14 protein-coding genes are annotated in these 16,731 nt (G+C 67.6%); 7 read left to right on the top strand and 7 right to left on the bottom strand.

Features of this window, described 5'->3' with window-relative positions; genetic code table 11:
* Positions 1–49: 49 nt before the first annotated feature.
* Genes L1F31_RS07225 through L1F31_RS07205 form a run of 5 tightly spaced genes read left to right on the top strand, consistent with a single transcriptional unit; the run spans position 50 to position 5,473 of the window.
* A complete protein-coding gene (locus tag L1F31_RS07225) occupies positions 50–1,117 on the top strand; it encodes a DUF7847 domain-containing protein (RefSeq protein ID WP_265419968.1) in 1,068 nt (355 codons plus the stop codon).
* Positions 1,114–1,842 (top strand): DUF4129 domain-containing protein, encoded by a 729-nt coding sequence (locus L1F31_RS07220; RefSeq protein WP_265419967.1) that lies wholly within the window; start codon positions 1,114–1,116, stop codon positions 1,840–1,842. The genes L1F31_RS07225 and L1F31_RS07220 overlap by 4 nt, the downstream gene beginning before the upstream one ends.
* Positions 1,839–3,098 (top strand): DUF4350 domain-containing protein, encoded by a 1,260-nt coding sequence (locus tag L1F31_RS07215; protein WP_265419966.1) that lies wholly within the window; start codon positions 1,839–1,841, stop codon positions 3,096–3,098. The genes L1F31_RS07220 and L1F31_RS07215 overlap by 4 nt, the downstream gene beginning before the upstream one ends.
* Positions 3,095–4,186, top strand: a complete 1,092-nt coding sequence (locus L1F31_RS07210) for an AAA family ATPase (protein WP_265419965.1) — start codon at positions 3,095–3,097, stop codon at positions 4,184–4,186. The genes L1F31_RS07215 and L1F31_RS07210 overlap by 4 nt, the downstream gene beginning before the upstream one ends.
* On the top strand, positions 4,187–5,473 hold the full coding sequence (locus L1F31_RS07205; protein WP_265419964.1) for a DUF58 domain-containing protein: 1,287 nt from the start codon (positions 4,187–4,189) through the stop codon (positions 5,471–5,473).
* A 12-nt stretch (positions 5,474–5,485) separates the two neighbouring features.
* On the opposite strand, the gene L1F31_RS07200 is transcribed toward L1F31_RS07205, so the two are convergent.
* Positions 5,486–6,484, bottom strand: a complete 999-nt coding sequence (locus tag L1F31_RS07200) for a stage II sporulation protein M (protein WP_265419963.1) — start codon at positions 6,482–6,484, stop codon at positions 5,486–5,488.
* A gap of 114 nt (positions 6,485–6,598) precedes the next feature.
* Here L1F31_RS07200 and L1F31_RS07195 point away from each other — a divergent pair, with 114 nt between their 5' ends.
* Complete coding sequence (locus tag L1F31_RS07195) at positions 6,599–7,423, top strand: RDD family protein (RefSeq protein WP_265419962.1); 825 nt, start codon at positions 6,599–6,601, stop codon at positions 7,421–7,423.
* Here the strand turns inward: L1F31_RS07195 and ahcY are convergent, their stop codons facing one another.
* The 3 genes from ahcY to L1F31_RS07180 form a co-directional block, all read right to left on the bottom strand.
* On the bottom strand, positions 7,424–8,884 hold the full coding sequence (ahcY, locus tag L1F31_RS07190) for an adenosylhomocysteinase (protein ID WP_265419961.1): 1,461 nt from the start codon (positions 8,882–8,884) through the stop codon (positions 7,424–7,426).
* A 170-nt stretch (positions 8,885–9,054) separates the two neighbouring features.
* The gene (locus L1F31_RS07185; RefSeq protein ID WP_265419960.1) at positions 9,055–10,467 is read right to left on the bottom strand and encodes a phosphohexomutase domain-containing protein; all 1,413 of its coding nucleotides are present in this window, start codon (positions 10,465–10,467) and stop codon (positions 9,055–9,057) included.
* Positions 10,468–10,541: 74 nt separating this feature from the next.
* Positions 10,542–10,898: a DUF3499 domain-containing protein gene (locus L1F31_RS07180; protein WP_265420407.1), complete on the bottom strand. Its 357-nt coding sequence runs from the start codon at positions 10,896–10,898 to the stop codon at positions 10,542–10,544.
* Positions 10,899–10,986: 88 nt separating this feature from the next.
* Between L1F31_RS07180 and L1F31_RS07175 the strand changes: the two genes are divergently transcribed.
* Complete coding sequence (locus tag L1F31_RS07175) at positions 10,987–11,349, top strand: hypothetical protein (RefSeq protein WP_265419959.1); 363 nt, start codon at positions 10,987–10,989, stop codon at positions 11,347–11,349.
* A 36-nt stretch (positions 11,350–11,385) separates the two neighbouring features.
* Here the strand turns inward: L1F31_RS07175 and L1F31_RS07170 are convergent, their stop codons facing one another.
* From L1F31_RS07170 to L1F31_RS19045, 3 genes are read right to left on the bottom strand one after another with little or no spacing between them, the layout of a single operon-like run.
* Positions 11,386–12,843, bottom strand: a complete 1,458-nt coding sequence (locus L1F31_RS07170; protein WP_265419958.1) for a DUF5719 family protein — start codon at positions 12,841–12,843, stop codon at positions 11,386–11,388.
* On the bottom strand, positions 12,840–15,959 hold the full coding sequence (locus L1F31_RS07165; RefSeq protein ID WP_265419957.1) for a glycosyltransferase family 2 protein: 3,120 nt from the start codon (positions 15,957–15,959) through the stop codon (positions 12,840–12,842). The genes L1F31_RS07170 and L1F31_RS07165 overlap by 4 nt, the downstream gene beginning before the upstream one ends.
* Positions 15,956–16,396 carry a WhiB family transcriptional regulator gene (locus tag L1F31_RS19045; RefSeq protein WP_283255789.1) on the bottom strand — a complete coding sequence of 147 codons (441 nt, stop codon included), beginning with the start codon at positions 16,394–16,396 and terminating at the stop codon, positions 15,956–15,958. The genes L1F31_RS07165 and L1F31_RS19045 overlap by 4 nt, the downstream gene beginning before the upstream one ends.
* Positions 16,397–16,731: the final 335 nt, after the last annotated feature.

The following is a 16,731-nucleotide window of genomic DNA, read 5'->3' as shown; positions in this document are numbered from 1 at the left end:
GTCAGTCTCGGGAACTGAGTGCCCTCTGCTCGGCATGATGAGGACAATCATGGCAGGATTGGCGGTGATGGGACAGACGAATGCATGGACCTCGGAGGTCGACTGGCGCACCGGTCAGTGGCAGCGGCGTTCACCGTCCCCACCCTCACGCGGCTGGCGCCCGCCTCCACCGCGCGGACTCCTGCCCAAGCGCCCGCTGACGTTCATCGAGGCCCTGGACTCCGGATTCCGCCTGCTGCGCTTCATCCCGACCCTGTCCGTGGGCTCCTCGCTCATCGTGTTCACACTGTGGAGTCTGCTGCTCACCGCCGGCGGCGCCCTCATCGCCGTTCAGTTCCTGCCGTTCTTCACCGACCTCAGCGGCAACGAGGATGCCCTCTCCGGGTTCCTCGTCCTCGCCCAGCTGGGATCGGCGGGGCTGAGCCTGCTCAGCCTGGGCTTGGCGCATCTGCTCTCCGGGCTCGTCGCCACCGGCACCCGCGCTTCCTTCGGCGCCCGCAGAACCACTCTGTCCCAAGCGTGGGCATCCCTGTCCGGGCGCCGCTGGCGGCTCATTCTGGCCACACTGCTCATGTGCGGAATCAACCTCGGCCTGCTGCTGGCTCTCACCGCTCCCACGCTGCTGTTCGCCACCGCAGATTCGGTGATCCTCGCCTTCGTCTGGGCGGGCCTGGCCGGACTGCTGTGGTTCCTCGCGCTCATCTGGATCAACCTGCGCCTGGCGTTCCTCGGATCGGCGATCGCGGTCGAGGGACTGAGCGTGCGCGCCGGGATCAAACGCTCCTGGAGCCTGACGGGACGCGGTTTCTGGCGCATGCTCGGCCAACTCGCGCTGGGATATTTCCTGTCCAATCAGCTCGTCCAGCTCATCATCACCCCGTTGGTCTTCATCATCTCGCTCGCCATGGGCATCGGCATGGCCACGACCACCGATTCCGAGACTGCGCAGGCTGCCATCGGCATCGCCGCCGCCGGCCTGCTGCTGGGACTCACGCTCGTGTCTTCGGCCGTCCTCTTCGCCTATTTCGCCTGCCTCGTCACGGTCTGCTTCTTCGACCAGCAGATGCGCACCGAGGGTCTCGACCTCGTCCTCATCCGCGCTGAGGAGGACCGATGATCCCTCTCCCCCTCACCGAGGCGGCCGCGCAGCTCCGCACCGCTGTGTCCTCCCAGCTGAGCCAGGCACAGCTCGTCGCCGCGTCCGGCATCGACCGGGACACCGGTCGCGAATGGGTCGAACGCGAACTCTCGAAGTCCGAATACGCCGCCAACGACCTCACCCCCTTGGAGCAGATCGGCCGGTGGCTGTCCTCGCTGTGGGATTCGCTCGTCAGGGCCGCCCTGGGCGCGAATTCCCCCTGGCTGCTGATCTTCGTCGTCCTCGGACTCGCCGCGATCATCGCCCTCATCGTCTGGCGGGTCCGCCGGGCCGGGTTCCGCCGCGTCGGGGTGCCCCTGTCGGCCTTCGATCCCGTCGTGTCCCTGCCGGAGCCGGGTCCGTGGCGCGAGAGCGCCGCCAGGGCCGCCCGTGCGGGGGACTTCGAGACCGCTGTCATCGACGAATCCCGCGCGATCTTCGCTGTCCTCTCGGTCAAGCAGATCGTCTCGCTCGAGTCCTCGGCCACTGCCAGTGAGCTCGCCCATGCCGCCGAGGCGGCCCTGCCCGAGCACGGACCCGCCGTCCACAGCGTGGCCGAGGTCTTCAACGACCTCCGCTACGGGGAGGAATCGGCACGGTCGGCGCGCGTCGACCGCGACCTCGGTGAGGTCTATGCGGATCTGTGTGCCCTCGATCGCAGCCTGAGCAGCCTGCCGGTCCACCGCCAGGAGGCACCGGCATGAGCGCACAGTTGGACGTCGCCGCCCGCGGCACACGGTCGAGCACGCGGATCCCGCTGCGCGCCCGCCTGCGTTCGGCGTCGGTGTGGATCGTCGCGGCCTTCGTCATCCTCATCACCGTGATCGCTCTCGTGCTGCTGACCGGCGACGATGAGTCCGATGCTCCCCTGCACTATGACTCGACCGCGCGCACCGGCACGAAGGCCCTCGTCGAGACCCTGCGCACCCACGATGTCGACGTCACCACCACCGAGGATCAGGAGCAGGCGCGCACGGCAGCTGCCCGCCCCGACACCACGCTGCTCATCCCCACGAACACCGAGGCCCTGTCGCCCGGGGACATCGCCGGCCTCCAGTACGCTCTGCGCACCCACGGCAACCGGCTCGTCCTCGCCGATCCGGGACCGAGTGTCGCGGAGTTCACCGACCGGATCACCGTCAATGACAACCTCAGTCCGCTGGCCAACCCGGATGCCGTGTCCCCACCTGGATGCGACTCGCGAAGCTCCCGCGCCGCCGGGCTCGTGACCACCGGTGAGGTCGAGTACGCGGAGGCGAAGAAGGGCACCGACGGGATCACTGCCTGCTATCCGTTCACCGGGCCCGGGGTCGATGAGATCGACGACACCGAGGTGGCTCCCGGCTCTGCGCGCGGACAGCTCGTCACCGATTCCGGCGGTTCGGTGCCGCTGACCGTGCTCGGCAATTCCGACTGGCTGACCAATGAACACATCGATGAGGAGGGCAACGCCTCCCTCGTGCTCTCTCAGCTGTCCCAGACTGAGCACCTCGTCGTCTACTACCCGACCTTCGGCGCTGCCGAGGCGCAGCAGTCGCCGCCGTCGACGATCGATTTCGTGCCCGGCTGGTTCCTCGCCGGCGTCCTGTGGCTGATCCCCTGCGTGCTCGTCCTCCTGCTCGTCATCGGACGCCGGTTCGGGCCTCTGGCTCTCGAACGTCTGCCGGTCATCGTGCCGGCGGTGGAGACGGTGCACGGTCGAGCGGCTCTGAGCTCGCGCAGCCACGACCGGGACGGGGCCCTGCACACTCTGCGAACAGGTGCCCTGCTGCGCATCGCCAAACGCCTGAGTCTCAGCCCTGATGCCCGCAGCTCGGACATCATCGCCCGCATCGCGGCGACCACGGGAGCCGACCCCGAGTACGTCCACCACGTCTTCGTCTCTGCCTCGGCACGCACAGATGCCGAACTCACCGCACTCGTCCATCAGCTCACCCAGTTAGAAAGTGAGATCCCATGACCCAGTCTCCCCAAGACCCCACCACACCTCAGGAACCGACCGCACCGCAGGCTCCGGCCCAGCCTCAGGAACCGGCCCACGAACCGGCCGCGCCGCAGGCTCCAGCCGCCCCTGCTCAGCAGACCCCGCCGGCGGAACCGGATCCGGTGCGTGAGGCGTTCGCCGGGGTGCGCACGGAGATCGCCAAGGCCGTCGTCGGCCAGGACCAAGCGGTGACCGGGATGCTCATCGCACTGCTGTGCCAGGGCCATGTCCTCCTCGAAGGGGTTCCCGGGGTGGCGAAGACCCTGCTCGTGCGCAGCTTCGCGGCCGCGGTCAGCCTGGAGAGCTCACGCGTGCAGTTCACTCCCGACCTCATGCCCGGCGATGTCACGGGTTCGCTGGTCTACGATGCCTCGACCTCCGACTTCACCTTCCGTCCCGGCCCGGTGTTCACGAACATCCTCATCGCCGATGAGATCAACCGCACTCCGCCGAAGACCCAGTCGGCTCTGCTCGAAGCCATGGAAGAACATCAGGTGTCGGTCGGCGGACGCTCCCAGAAGCTGCCCGAGCCGTTCCTCGTCGCAGCCACACAGAACCCGGTCGAATACGAAGGCACCTATCCGCTGCCGGAGGCGCAGCTCGACCGGTTCCTGTTCAAACTCGTCCTCGACCTGCCCGAACGGGACCACGAATTCGAGATCCTCGACCGGCATGCTCGCGGCTTCGATGCCGGAGCCCTGTCGGCAGCGGGCCTGCGTCCGGTGGCAGATGCCGCACTCATCGGCCGAGCGCGTGAGGCGGTCGCGAAGATCTACATCGCCCCGCAGATCATCACCTATATCGTCGACCTCGCCCGGGCCACCCGCCAGACACCGTCCCTGGCGTTGGGCGTCTCGCCCCGCGGGGCAGCGCGGATGCTCGGTGCAGCGCGTGCCCATGCGTGGCTCAGCGGTCGACACTATGTCACCCCCGATGATGTCAAGGCATTGGCCCATATGTCGCTGTCGCACCGTGTCATCCTGCGCCCCGAGGCGCAGATGGACGGTCTCAACGTCGGACAGGTCCTCGATTCGATCATCGCCACCACCGAAGTGCCCCGCTGAATGACCGCCCGACTGTTCCTGCTCACTCTCCTCGGCCTCGTGCCCATCATGCTGGTGCCCTCGTGGCCGACGGCGCTGATCGTGGCCGGTGTGATCGTCATCGCCGCGTTTGTCGACTTCTTCCTCGTCCCCCGCGTGCACGGGCTGGAACTCCAACGCACACCGGGACCGATGGTCCGCCTCGGCGATGGCACCCACAGCACGCTGACACTGCTCAACGGGTCGACCCGCCGGATGCGGATCCACGTACGAGATGCCTGGGTGCCGAGTGCCGGTGCGGTCGAGACCCGCTCTCACCATGTGCTCGAACCGGGTGAGCAGACCGAGGTCCGCACCGAGCTGCTGCCGGTGCGCCGAGGCGCGCTGCCCGGCGATCTGGTCACGGTGCGCAGCCGCAGCGTGCTCGGGCTCATCGCCCGGCAGAAGAGCATCGACGTTCCCGCCTCCGTGCGGGTGCTGCCTCCGTTCGTGTCCCGTCGGGAACTGCCGTCGAAGACGCAGAAGCTGCGTGAGCTCGAAGGACGGTCTGCGGTGATGATCCGCGGAATGGGCACCGAGTTCGATTCGCTGCGCGACTATGTCGAAGGCGACGATGTCCGCTCCATCGATTGGCGGGCCAGTGCCAGGGCTCAGGACCTCGTGGTCAAGACGTGGCGACCGGAGAAGGATCGCAGGGTCGTCATCGTCGTCGATTCCTCTCGGTTCTCCGCCCGCCGCTGTGGTGAAGGCACGGTCTTCGATGCCGCCCTCGAGGCGTCGCTGCTGCTGACGGCTCTGGCCACGGGTGCCGGTGACCGTGTCGATGTCATCGTCGCCGATGCGCGCGTGCGGGCGATCGCGTCGAGCCACCGGGCCCACGACCCGGTCCATGACCTGTCGGTGGCGCTGACACCGGTGGACCCGGAGCTCTATGAGGCGAACTGGGAGTCGATCGCCGCCTCCGTTCTCCAGACGTCCAGGCAGCAGGCGCTCGTGGTGTTGGTCACGCAGCTCGACGAATCGACCGTCGCCGAGGATCTTCTGCCGGTGCTGCCCACGCTGACGGCTCACCACCGCGTGGTCGTCGCCGGAGTCGAAGATCCGACCCTGAGAGATCTGGCTGCCGAGCGCGGCGACGTCGAAGAGATCTATACGGCTGCGGCCGCCGAGGCGGAGACGTTGGCGACGGCGTCGCTGCAGACACGGCTGCGCGGGCTCGGCGTCTCGTCGGTCCACGCTCTGCCGGAGAAGCTTCCCGGAGCGTTGGCCGATCTCTACATCCGACTCAAGGTCACCGGCGGACTGTGATTTCGCTGCTGGTCAGCGATCGGTGGAGATGACCGAATAGCCAGCCTGATGCTCATCGAGGTCGGCGCTGAGTCCGGCTGCCGCGGCACGCCTGCCGAAGTGCCAGGCGTAGACGACGACTCCTGCGGTGTAGAGGACTCCGATGGCGATCTTCAGCGCCGGTGGAATCGGATTCGGAGTCACGAAGCCTTCGATGAGGCCCGAACCGAACAGCAGCAGGACGAGGCCGCCGGCGACGATGAGCAGTGACCGGGCCTCGCTGGCGAGCTTGTCCCGGCGCAGTCGCGGTCCCGGCACCACCCAGGCGAAGAACAGCCGCAGGCCTGCGGCCGCGGCGAGGATGATGCAGCTGATCTCCGGGATCCCGTGGGGAAGGATGTAGAGGAAGAAGTCAGAGGCCCTGTCGAACTCGAACATCATCGCCCCGGAGAAGCCGACGTTGACCGCATTCGAGAACAGCCCGACGATGACATAGCCGCCGGTGATCCCGAGGAGGACGAATTGGACGGCGATCCACGCGTTGTTCGTCCACACGCCGACGGCGAAGAACCCGTTCGGGTTCTCCTTGTAGTAGTCGACGAAATCGTGTTCGGCGAACTGCTGCCTGAAGTCGCGGCTGCCGAAGGTCTCAAGCACCTCCGGATGCGTTCCCGCCCAGATGCCTGAGAGCACGGCGACGGCGAGGAAGCCGGCGGCCACGATGACGAAGTCCCAGCGAAGTCGGTACAGCGACAGGGGCAGGCTGATGACGAAGAAGCGTGCGAGTCCCGACAGTCCCCCGCTGGGAACGGACGAGAGATGGTTGCGGGAGCGGTGGACGATGGCCGAGAGCCTGGCGGCTTCGAGCGAGTCGGGAGCCACTGTGGTGATCCGCGACAGATCCTTCGATGCCGCTCGGTAGAGGTTGAGGAAACGCGTCGTCTGCTCGGGTGTCAGCGTATTCCTCTTCGCCAACGCCGACAGCTCCAGCCAGTCATCGCCGTGCAGCTGGGCCAGCAGGTTCGGATCCATGCCTCCACCCTATCGGAGACCGCATCCGTCCACCGGTGCCCGGCAGGTGATGACACGGTCGCATTCGCCGAGTCTCGCTCACATCGGCGCAGCCGGATATGACACGATGGTCGGGTGAGTACTCTGATCACCGGTGAAGCCGTCGAACTCAATATCCAGCCGGCCGCTCTGGCGGCCCGGGCGCTGAGCTGTCTCATCGACTACATCGTCTATTCGCTGGTGAATATCGGCCTGCTCATCGCCATGTTCTGGCTGATGCTCGCCGTCCTCGATCTCAACGGGCTGCTGCTCGGATCGCTGATGACCGTCATGACAGTCTTCGTGTTCGTGCTGCTGCCGCTGCTCGTCGAGGTGCTCAGCCACGGTCGGTCGCTGGGCAAGCTCATCCTCGGACTGCGTGTGGTCCGCGATGACGGTGGTGCGGTGCGGCTGCGACACTCTTTCATCCGGGCCCTGCTGTGGCCGTTTGAGGTCGTCTCCTCAGGCGGCGGCATCGCGGCCCTGTCCGGACTGCTCTCGCCGCAGGCCAAACGCCTCGGCGACTACTTGGCCGGGACCCTGGCCGTGAGCGAACGCAGCCGGCCTCTGCCGCCCATGCACACTCATGTGGCCCCGCAGCTGCACGACTGGCTGGGCCGCACCGACGTGACCACGATCCCCGACGGTCTGCATCGGCGCATCGTCCAGTTCCTCGCCATGGCGCCGCAGCTCGGGGCCGAGTCGAGGTGGCAGCGAGCGATCGAACTCGCCACCGAACTCAACCCGTATGTGGCTCCGGCACCGCCGGAGGGGACGTTTCCCGAACAGTTCCTCTCCGCGGTCATCCACCGCCAGCGCGGGGTCGAGATCGACAAACAGCAGCGGCGTGCTGCCCGCGCTGATGCGTTCCGTTCCGAGGTCGACACCCTCCCCTACGGTCTCACCCTCACCCGCCGCTGATCAGTACCGGTAGTGTTCGGGCTTAAACGGTCCGGCCACGTCGACGCCGATGTACTCGGCCTGTTCCTTCGTCAGCTCTGAGAGCTTCGCTCCGAGCGCGGGCAGGTGCAGGCGCGCGACCTTCTCATCGAGGTCCTTCGCCAGCCGGTGCACCGCATCGTCATAGCGATCGTGGGCGGTCCACAGTTCGATCTGGGCGAGGACCTGGTTGGCGAATGAGGCGCTCATGACGAACGACGGGTGGCCGGTGGCATTGCCGAGGTTGAGCAGGCGGCCTTCGGAGAGGACGAGGAAGTCCGTGCGCTCTCGGTCGAGACCGGAATCGGCCGGCACCGGCACGGACCATTCGTGGACCTGCGGTTTGATCTCGATCTTCTCCACCCCGGGCAGTCGGGACAGTCCGGCCAGGTCGATCTCGTCATCGAAATGACCGACATTGCCGACGATGGCACCAGGTTTGAGGGTCTGCAGCACCTCGACGCTGACGACCCGGGTGTTTCCGGTCGTGGTGATGATGATGTCCGCCTGAGGAGCCACCTCGGCGAGGTGAGCGACCTGGTAGCCGTCCATCGTCGCCTGCAGGGCGCAGATCGGATCGATCTCGATGACGATGACGCGCGCTCCCTGACCGCGGAGGGCCTCGGCAGCGCCCTTGCCGACATCGCCGTAGCCGACGACGACGGCGATCTTGCCGCCGATGAGGACATCGGTGGCGCGGTTGAGGCCGTCGGGCAGGGAGTGCCGGATCCCGTACCGGTTGTCGAACTTCGACTTCGTCACCGAATCATTGACGTTGATGGCGGGGAACGGCAGCTCTCCCTGTTCGGCGAGGCGGTAGAGGCGGTTGACTCCGGTCGTGGTCTCCTCGCTCACGCCCTTGATGCCTGCTGCCAACCGAGCGAAGCGTCCCGGGTTCGCCTCCATCGCCGCAGCGATCTGGCCGAGCAGGACCTTGTACTCCTCCGGGTCGTCCTCGGCTGCCGTGGGGACTCCCCCGGCGGCTTCGAATTCGCGCCCCTTGAGCACGTACATGGTGGCGTCGCCGCCGTCGTCGAGGATGAGGTTCGGACCGTCGGAGAAGTCGAAGATCTTGTCCGCGGCCCACCAGTACTCTTCGAGCGTCTCACCCTTCCACGCGAAGACCGGGACACCGGCCGGGGCCTCAGGCGTGCCGGAGCCGACGACGACGGCGGCCGCGGCTTCGTCCTGGGTGGAGAAGATATTGCAGCTGGCCCAGCGGACGTCGGCACCGAGTGCGACGAGGGTTTCGATGAGCACCGCGGTCTGCACGGTCATGTGCAGGCTGCCGGAGATGCGGGCACCGGCCAGAGGCGCGGACGAGGCGAATTCCTCACGCAGGGCGATCAGCCCGGGCATCTCCCTCTCTGCCAGGCGGATCTGGTGTCGACCGGCCTCGGCGAGAGACAGATCGGCGACCTTGAAATCGGTGGAATCGAGCACGGTACCTCCATGGGGGCGGACTGTCGGATCGGGTTCGAGTCTATTGCCGAAGCAGCCGGCTTGTCCCACCCTGACCGGTCTGCGGACAGCTCTGCGCGACCGCAGACGGCCTTCGCCTCCGGCGAGACTCACTCGTGGGGTGGAAGGTCCGCTTCAGGCAGGGGCGTGCTTCAGGCACGGGCAGTGACGAAGTCCGTGACCTGGCGCGTCAGCGACTCCATCTGCGCCCGGTCGGCGGCTTCGACATTGAGCCGGACCAGGGGTTCGGTGTTGGACTTGCGCAGGTTGACCCACCAGTCCGCGCCTTGGAGTCCGATGCCGTCGAGGTCGTCGACCGTGTTCGTCGGGAAGTCCCCGGCACGCGCGGCGAAGTCGGCGAGCACGGCGTCGGGGTCAGTCACGGTGAAGTTGATCTCCCCGGACTGCACGAACAGGTCGTAGGAGTCCACGAGGCGGGAGGCCGGCGCCCCGGATCCGGCGAGAGCGGCGATGAGGTGGCAGGCGGCGAGCATGCCCGAGTCCGCTCCGAAGAACTCGTCGAAATAGAAGTGCGCGGAGTGTTCGCAGGCGAAGACCGCCCCGGTTTCGCGCATGAGCGTCTTGATGCCCGAATGTCCGACCTTCGATCGCAGCGCGCGTCCGCCGGCTGCGGTGATCGTCTCGGCCACGCTGCGGGAGGTGATGAGGTTGTGGATGACGGTCGGGCGATCATCGCCCTGTGCCCGTGCGCGGGCGATCTCGCGTTCGGCGACGAGGGCGCCGACGGCCGAAGCCGACATCGTCGCTCCGGTCTCGTCGATGAAGAAGCAGCGATCGGCGTCTCCGTCGAAGACGAGACCGAGATCGGCTCCGGTCTCCACGACGGCACGGGCGGCGTCGACGAGGTTCTCGGGTTTGAGGGGGTTCGCTTCGTGGTTGGGGAAGGTGCCGTCGAGCTCGGTGAAGAGCCCGATCACGTCGAAGGGCACCGAGGCGGCTCCCGCGTCGGTGCCGAAGACCTCCCCGAGGAGCCTGCCGGCCATGCCGTTGCCGGCGTCGAGAACGATCTTGAGCCCGGTCACCTCATCGACGTGGGTGAGTTCGCGCACCCGAGCCACGTACTGCCGGCGCATCGTCTCTGCGGCCTCATCGTCGACGGGGACCGTGCTGCCGTCGCTGACCGGGGCCGTGACGGCGAGCTCCCTGACTCGGGACAGGCCGGAGGCGAGACTGACTCCGGCTGCGCGGGGGCCGCAGATCTTGATCCCGTTGTAGTCGGCGGGATTGTGGCTGGCGGTGATCATCGCACCGGGGACATCGAAGATGCCCGAGGCGAAGTAGAGCTGATCGGTCGAGCACAGCCCGAGCAGCACCGCACGGGACCCTGCGGCTTCGATTCCGGCGGCGAAGGCATGGGCGAATCCGGGGGAACTCGGACGCATATCGTGACCGACGACCACCTCGGTGGTGGTGTGCAGTTCGGTCATCGTGGCAGCGGTGGCGAAGCCGAGAGCGAAGAGGACGTCCTCGTCGAGCTGGTCGGGGATGCGCCCGCGGATGTCATAGGCTCCCACCGCCTCGGCGAGGGCGACTGTGCGGTGCATCCCGAGCTCCGAATCAGCATCGACAGGACTCGGGCGGTCCGGAGAGGGTGCGGACGGGGACGAGCCGGTGGGGCTCATGAGTCGCCGATGATGCGCAGGTGGCCGTGTCTGCGACCGGTGTGCGGGGAATCGTTCGCGCCGGTCGATTCGGCACGGGCAGGGGTCCGATCGGCGCGGTCGGCAGCTTCACGGACGGCATCGGCGATGGCCAGCAGGTCATCGCGGCTGCGCTCGGGCGGGGCCTGACCGGAATCGATGCGGATGAGCTGCCAGTCCACAGGCGGGGTCAGCTTCGCCGCATGCTCAGCGCACAGGTCATGGGCGCCCGGTTCTGCTCGCCTGCCCAGCGGCCCGATGACGACGGTCGCATCAGCGTGCACGTACGTCATGGTGGCGGCGGCGGGGCGCGAGCAGCTGACTTTTGAACACATTCTCACGGCTGACACAGTCCCACACTCTACACGCCGGAATCGCCTCATTCGCTCAGGCGCGACGGCCCCGCACGTAGAATGGCGTGCTATGAGATCAAGGCGACATCGCGACCGCCACGGCAGGGGCCTGCGCTCACCGCTGCACCGGGCCGCGGTTCCTGCCAAGCTGAGTCGGTCCGAGAGCTTCGCCCAGGCGGCCGCTGCCGAATTCGCGCGGATGCGCACTCGCGAACCGGGGCTCCTCGCCGAGGTGGTGCTTGCCGTCGATGCGGTTCCACCGGCGAGTTCGACCGAGCCGAGCTTCGGCCGCGTGTTCCCGGCGACGACGAACCGTCTGACCCATATCGTCCTCTACCGGCGGGTCGTCGAAGATCACGCAGGCCCGGAGAACAGGGATGCGCTCATCGCCGAGGTGATCGCCGACCAGGTCGACATCCTCCGTCGCACCTGAGCGCTCACCGGGTCGAAGGACTTCAGCTGGGCGTTCTCAGCCGAGCCGGATGTCGCGGTAGGCCACGCCGGCAGGGGCCGGTGCAGGAGCGACGGTCGAGATCCCGTTCTCGGTGGTCACGACGAGGGTCGCGTGGACTCCGTCGGCGCGTGTTCCCGTGGCCTGCGAACCCTTGAGCACCAGGGCCCGCACCGAGTCATCGGAGACGGAACTCGGGTCGACGACGGTCGTTCCCGACGGGTTGAGGTCGATCGACTGCGGATCGGTCAGCGAACCGTCATCGAGCATTCCCTGCACCTGCACACGTCCCTGACCAGGTGAGAGGTGAAGTGAGCTGTCGCCGGTGCGCGGCAGCGCCATGATCTGGGTCTCGGCCAATGATTCGGTAGCTTGGACGCTGCCGAAGTCGGAGGCGCCCTTCTTCCCGTCCTGGCCGATGAATGCTCCGGCCTGGACCCGCTGGTCGGCGTCGACGACGACGCTGGTGGCTTCGAGGTCGCCGAGGTCGGCTTCGGCGACTCCCTGTCCGACCACAGTCATCGACTGACGGGGAATGTCGATCTCGCCCTCGGGTCCGTAGGCCTTGAGCCCGACCTCGGCCAGGTCCTTGCCCGGGTTGGCCACGCGCACGCGGACGTCTTTTCCGCTCAGACCGGTGAGCACCTGTTGGCGATCGGCATCGGCGCCGGCAGCGGCGAGGTCGATGCCTTGGGGCTTGAGCCCGTCGAGGACGGTCTCCTGCACGGATCCGGCGAGGACTCCCCCGTCGACGGTGACATCGACGGCCAGGGATTCAGCGCCGACTGCGAGTCCGGCCAGACGCACGGCACGCTGCTGTCCGGCTTTGATGCTCAGTTCGGTCGGTTCGGCCGATTGCCCTCCGGGGGTCATGACCGAGACCTTCGCCTGGACGGGGACGTCGCCGGGGTTGCTCAGCAGCAGCTGCGAGTTCGATCCGGTGGCACCGGAACCGGCGAGGATGCGGAAGCTGCTCGAGGCCTGTGCGCACGTGAGTGCGGCCAGGCCGGTGAGGTCGCCGGAGCTGCCTTCGACGGTTTCGAGGCCGGTCGTCAGGGCGGGGGCGCCGGGTCGGGCGAAGCCGGTGACGAGTTTCGTCGAGTCGATGCTGTCATCGCCGGAGACGAAACCCTGACCGGCGGGGTTGTCGAAGTCGACGGAACCTCCGAGGTCCGCGACCTGCAGCCGCGCCGAGGAGGTGGATCCGTCGGCGGCCCCGATCGGCGCCGAGGCGGAGACCACACGCGTCGAGACCTTCGAATCGTCGACGAACTCAGCATCCGTGCCTTCGGCTGTCCCGTCGGTGAGCAGCGGTCCGGGGCATACGACGCGCATATCGGCGGTGGGCATGCGCACCTGTTCGGGGCTGCGGTCGAGGGTGCCCGGAGTCAGCGGGGTGAGGAACGAGGTCGTGGCCACGAGCACTCCGGGCACGGCGATGGCCCCGAAGGTCACGATGCTGCGCAGGTGCTTCATGCTCTCGTCTCCTTGCTGCTGACCCGTTCGTCCGCGCCGCGAGCCCGCCCGGTCGAACCGGCCGTCCGCTTCCGGGGCCGGCCGGGCGTCTGACCGTTCGCGCCGGTCGCCTGCCGCCCGGATCCGCCGAAGGGGATGGCGACGATGATGCTCAGCGCACCGAGCACCCATCCGGCGATGACGCCGACCGGATAGGCCGCCGAGTTCAGCGAGAGTTCGACTCGACCACCCGATGCCGGCAGGTCGAATTCGCTGCCCCACGTCTCATCGGCCTTCGCCGGCAGGGGCAGCGCCTCACCGTTGAGTCGGGCGCTGATCCCCTGTGCGGCATCGGCAACGATGAGGGTGCGACCCTCTTCACCGGCGGGCACCGTCACGGTGGTTCCATGCACCGGCGCGGTGCTCAGCTTCCCGTCAGCATCCTCGATGAGGAACCGTCCGCTGTAGTCCTTGTCGACTCTCCACAGCTGTCCGGATTCGGTCGGGCCGACAGGAACGAGTCCCTGCGACACGGACACGGAGTTCTGGAGCGCTCCCGCATCGGCGTCGACGATGACGAAGTCGACACCGAGTTCGCCGAGGATGTCGCTGACGTCGCCTGCATCGTCGGCCGACAGGGCTGACGCCGCCTGTGCCACGAGCACCTGGTCAGCGGAGATCGGCAGCGGTCGCCGCTGCCACGGCCATCCCCCGACGGTCTCGGCCGCAGTCACTGTCGAGGTGCCCAGCACGGTTCCGTCTGCCGATGACCGCAGCGTCGCCAGCACTTCCCCGTCGACATTGTCCAAACGCAGGGTCCGAGCCTTCGCATCGCCCTCGGCCCGGTCGGCGGCCAGGGCCGGGACCGTGCTGTCCTCTGTGGCGGTGACCGCATCGGATGAGGAGGTGGCACGTCCGGCGCCGATGGCGATGAGACCGATGGAGGCGACGATGACCAGACCGACGAGACCGCGCATGGGCAGCCTGCCGTTTCCGGACCGGCCCGCAGCCGTGCGATCGGCACCCAGCGACAGGAGCAGAATCGACCCGAGGCTGACCAGGGTCAGACCGGCGGCCGGGTAGGAGCCGATGAGGTGGAAGGGACCGGTCTGCGCGGGCAGATGCACCTGAACCGCGGCGAGGATGAGCCCACCGAGGTACAGGCCCACCGCCCACGTCAGTCGGGTGAGTTCGAGCCTGGCCTCGATGAGGGTGAAGAAGGCGAGGATGAGCATGGGCAGGACGAGAGCGGGCGCCCACAGCTGGAGCGTGCCCGGATTGAGTCCGCCGACACCGAGGTTCGCGGCGAGCTTCGCCAGCCAGGACAGATCGAGCGGTGCCGGGAACCCGACGGCCAGCAGATAGGTCGGTGCGGACTCGACGGCCAGGGTCTGTCCGGGCATGGTCAGCAGCGCCCCGGGCTCCCGGACGACCGCCGCCAGCCAGGGCCAAGCGAAGAACAGGGTCGGCGCCAGCAGCCATAGCTGACGCAGTCCGCGCCCGGCTACGAGAAGTGCCGCTGTGCCGAGGATCGCCACCGGCAGCAGCAGCGGGATGCCGGAGATGACGACGAAGATCAGCAGTCCGCTGCCGGCCGCGGCGGCAATCGACCCGGTCCGCAGGCTGCGGCGCAGGGTCACTGCCAGCAGAGGCGCGCAGATCCAGACGAGCACCACACCGAGGCGGCCGTCGGAGAGCGCCGAGGTGAACAGCGGAGCGGCGATCCACAGCAGGGCCGCGAATCCGCGGGCCCAGCGGCGAGGCAGCACACTTGACGCGCCTGCATAGGCGGTGACGGCAGCGACGATCGGCGCGGCGAGCAGCAGTGTGCGGACCATGATGTCGACATGGCCGAAGAAGAGGAGGGAGAGAACGCCGAGGACCAGGTGGTAGGGGTCCGCAGCGACCGCTGCGCCGGTCGAGACGTCGAGGTGACGACCGAGCAGGCGGGAGAAGATCTCCCCCAGGCCGACATCTGTGGTGCCGAGGGCGCCGCCGGAGAGATGGCCGGGCCCGAAGAGGCGAAAGCTGATGAACCCGCTCATCACCACGGCGGCGAGGATGACATAGGTCAAGGGGGCGCGCAGCAGACTGGATCCGCCGGTGATCTCGAGCCGGGAGAAGGAGTCGATGGCCTCCTCGGTGTCACCGATCGGGTTGAGTTCGGCATCCGCGTCGGGCCCGCCGGTGGGAATCTCGGCGGGTTCGGCCTCGACACCGTCCCCGCTCATCGTCCGGCGTTGGACGGCGAGTTCATCGGCGTCGGCGTAGAGCGCGGCGACGTGGGAGGTGCTGGTCCGTTTGGCGGTCCGACTGCGGCGGCCGTTGGCGCGGCGCAGCGGGGCGGTGGTGGCGATGTCCGCGGGCAGACCGAAGAGGGCGCCGAGGTGCCACCCGGCGGAGCGGAAGTTGTTCGACAGCAGCCCGCCGAGGATATGTCCGAGGTTGGCGAACACGAGCCGGAAGAGCAGAGACCCTGCCCCCTGGCCGGCGAGGCTGAGCCGGTAGCGCTGCTCGGTCCTGATCTGGAGCTTCGAGGCAGGCGGCTGCGGGGAGGACCCGAGCTGAGCGGCCGCCTCGGCGGAGATCTCCATCCGGGCGCGCGGCGCCAGCAGCACGCGACGCCCGAGGTCACGCAGTCGGCGGGAGTATTCGATGCCGCGGTACGCGGGTCCCAGCACGCGGGAGGGTGCGCCGATGCGGGCAAGTTCGGGGGTGGCCATGAGCAGGCCGGGCAGGTCGAGGCCGAGCGTTTCGGTGCTGCTGTCGCGCTGCCCCTGATCGATTTCGCCCGCGCCCACGGGGTTGAAGCGCTCACCCGCCGAGGTGGTGCTCACTCCGGCGGAGACGATGCGGTCACCGCGCATGAGCTTCGGGCCCACGGCTGCGATGGATTCGGTTTCCCCGATGGCGTCGAGCAGCTCATCGAGGCAGTCGGGTTCCGGTCGGGAATCAGGGGTGAGGAACCACAGGAAGTCCGAGTCGGCGACGGCGGGATCCTCGGCTGCCTCGCGAACCGATTGTCCCCCGAGATCCACGACTGGGATATCGGGGAAGAGCGGACGCAGAGCTGTTTCGAGCTCGACCCTGCCGGCGTCGTCGCCGGAGGCGACAACGACGGTGACGGCTGGACTCACACGACCTTTTTCTTGAGCCGGCGGCGTTCACGTTCGGACATGCCGCCCCAGATGCCGAACCGCTCATCGTTGGCCAGAGCGTATTCGAGGCATTCGGAACGGACGTCGCATGACGCGCAGACGCGCTTGGCCTCACGAGTCGATCCGCCCTTCTCAGGGAAGAACGCCTCAGGGTCGGTCTGGGCGCAGAGGGCCTGGTCCTGCCAGGACAGTTCGCCGTCTTCCGCGGCGCCGAGCAGCAGCGACAGCGGTGAGACGGCGGAGTTGTCCGGCTGCAGCGGCGTCAGATCGCTCGGATCGACGGCCAGCGGATCAGGCAGCGTCTCAGGTGTGCGTGCTCCCGGTTCGATGAACCAGTCTTCGGCACGGCGGGAGGTGACTCCCGGTGCGGCGGTGAAGTCTTCTCTCTCCCGCCATTCTCTCTGTGCGCTTTGCACGGTTTTCCCCTTTCTCACGCTCGAGCAGGTCCTTCACCGTGACTGAGCCGATCAGTCCGATGTACGGTCGAATCCTGAGATCCATGCTCGGCGCGTTCCCCTTTAGGTATAAATTACACGCGTGTCATTACCGCTCCGTCAAGCCCTCATGGAGTAATGGGACAGCACTTGAGACGCGAATCGAACACACGTTCACATGCACACGCGCCCCGAACCCCACATATAGGGAGGACCCCTGCAGTCCGACACAACCTGTGGGATCCGCCTGAGCAAACCTGGAGAATTTAGAAAGAAGGCGCCGTCGATGGGATTATGGAGGAATGAGAGTGGAATCA

The sequence above is a fragment of the Brevibacterium spongiae genome (assembly GCF_026168515.1).
In the GTDB taxonomy this organism is placed as follows: Bacteria; Actinomycetota; Actinomycetes; order Actinomycetales; family Brevibacteriaceae; genus Brevibacterium; species Brevibacterium spongiae.
The sequence above is the reverse complement of the archived record's forward strand: the minus strand, read 5'-3'. Positions and strand labels throughout refer to the sequence as shown.

Coding starts and splice junctions, on each gene's coding strand:
- L1F31_RS07170 (WP_265419958.1), bottom strand. CDS start 12,843: ATGAAGCACCTGCGCAGCATCGTGACCTTCGGGGCCATCGCCGTGCCC.
- L1F31_RS07200 (WP_265419963.1), bottom strand. CDS start 6,484: ATGGATCCGAACCTGCTGGCCCAGCTGCACGGCGATGACTGGCTGGAG.
- L1F31_RS07175 (WP_265419959.1), top strand. CDS start 10,987: ATGAGATCAAGGCGACATCGCGACCGCCACGGCAGGGGCCTGCGCTCA.
- L1F31_RS07185 (WP_265419960.1), bottom strand. CDS start 10,467: ATGCACCGCACAGTCGCCCTCGCCGAGGCGGTGGGAGCCTATGACATC.
- L1F31_RS07210 (WP_265419965.1), top strand. CDS start 3,095: ATGACCCAGTCTCCCCAAGACCCCACCACACCTCAGGAACCGACCGCA.
- L1F31_RS07220 (WP_265419967.1), top strand. CDS start 1,114: ATGATCCCTCTCCCCCTCACCGAGGCGGCCGCGCAGCTCCGCACCGCT.
- L1F31_RS07225 (WP_265419968.1), top strand. CDS start 50: ATGGCAGGATTGGCGGTGATGGGACAGACGAATGCATGGACCTCGGAG.
- L1F31_RS07180 (WP_265420407.1), bottom strand. CDS start 10,898: ATGTGTTCAAAAGTCAGCTGCTCGCGCCCCGCCGCCGCCACCATGACG.
- L1F31_RS07205 (WP_265419964.1), top strand. CDS start 4,187: ATGACCGCCCGACTGTTCCTGCTCACTCTCCTCGGCCTCGTGCCCATC.
- L1F31_RS07215 (WP_265419966.1), top strand. CDS start 1,839: ATGAGCGCACAGTTGGACGTCGCCGCCCGCGGCACACGGTCGAGCACG.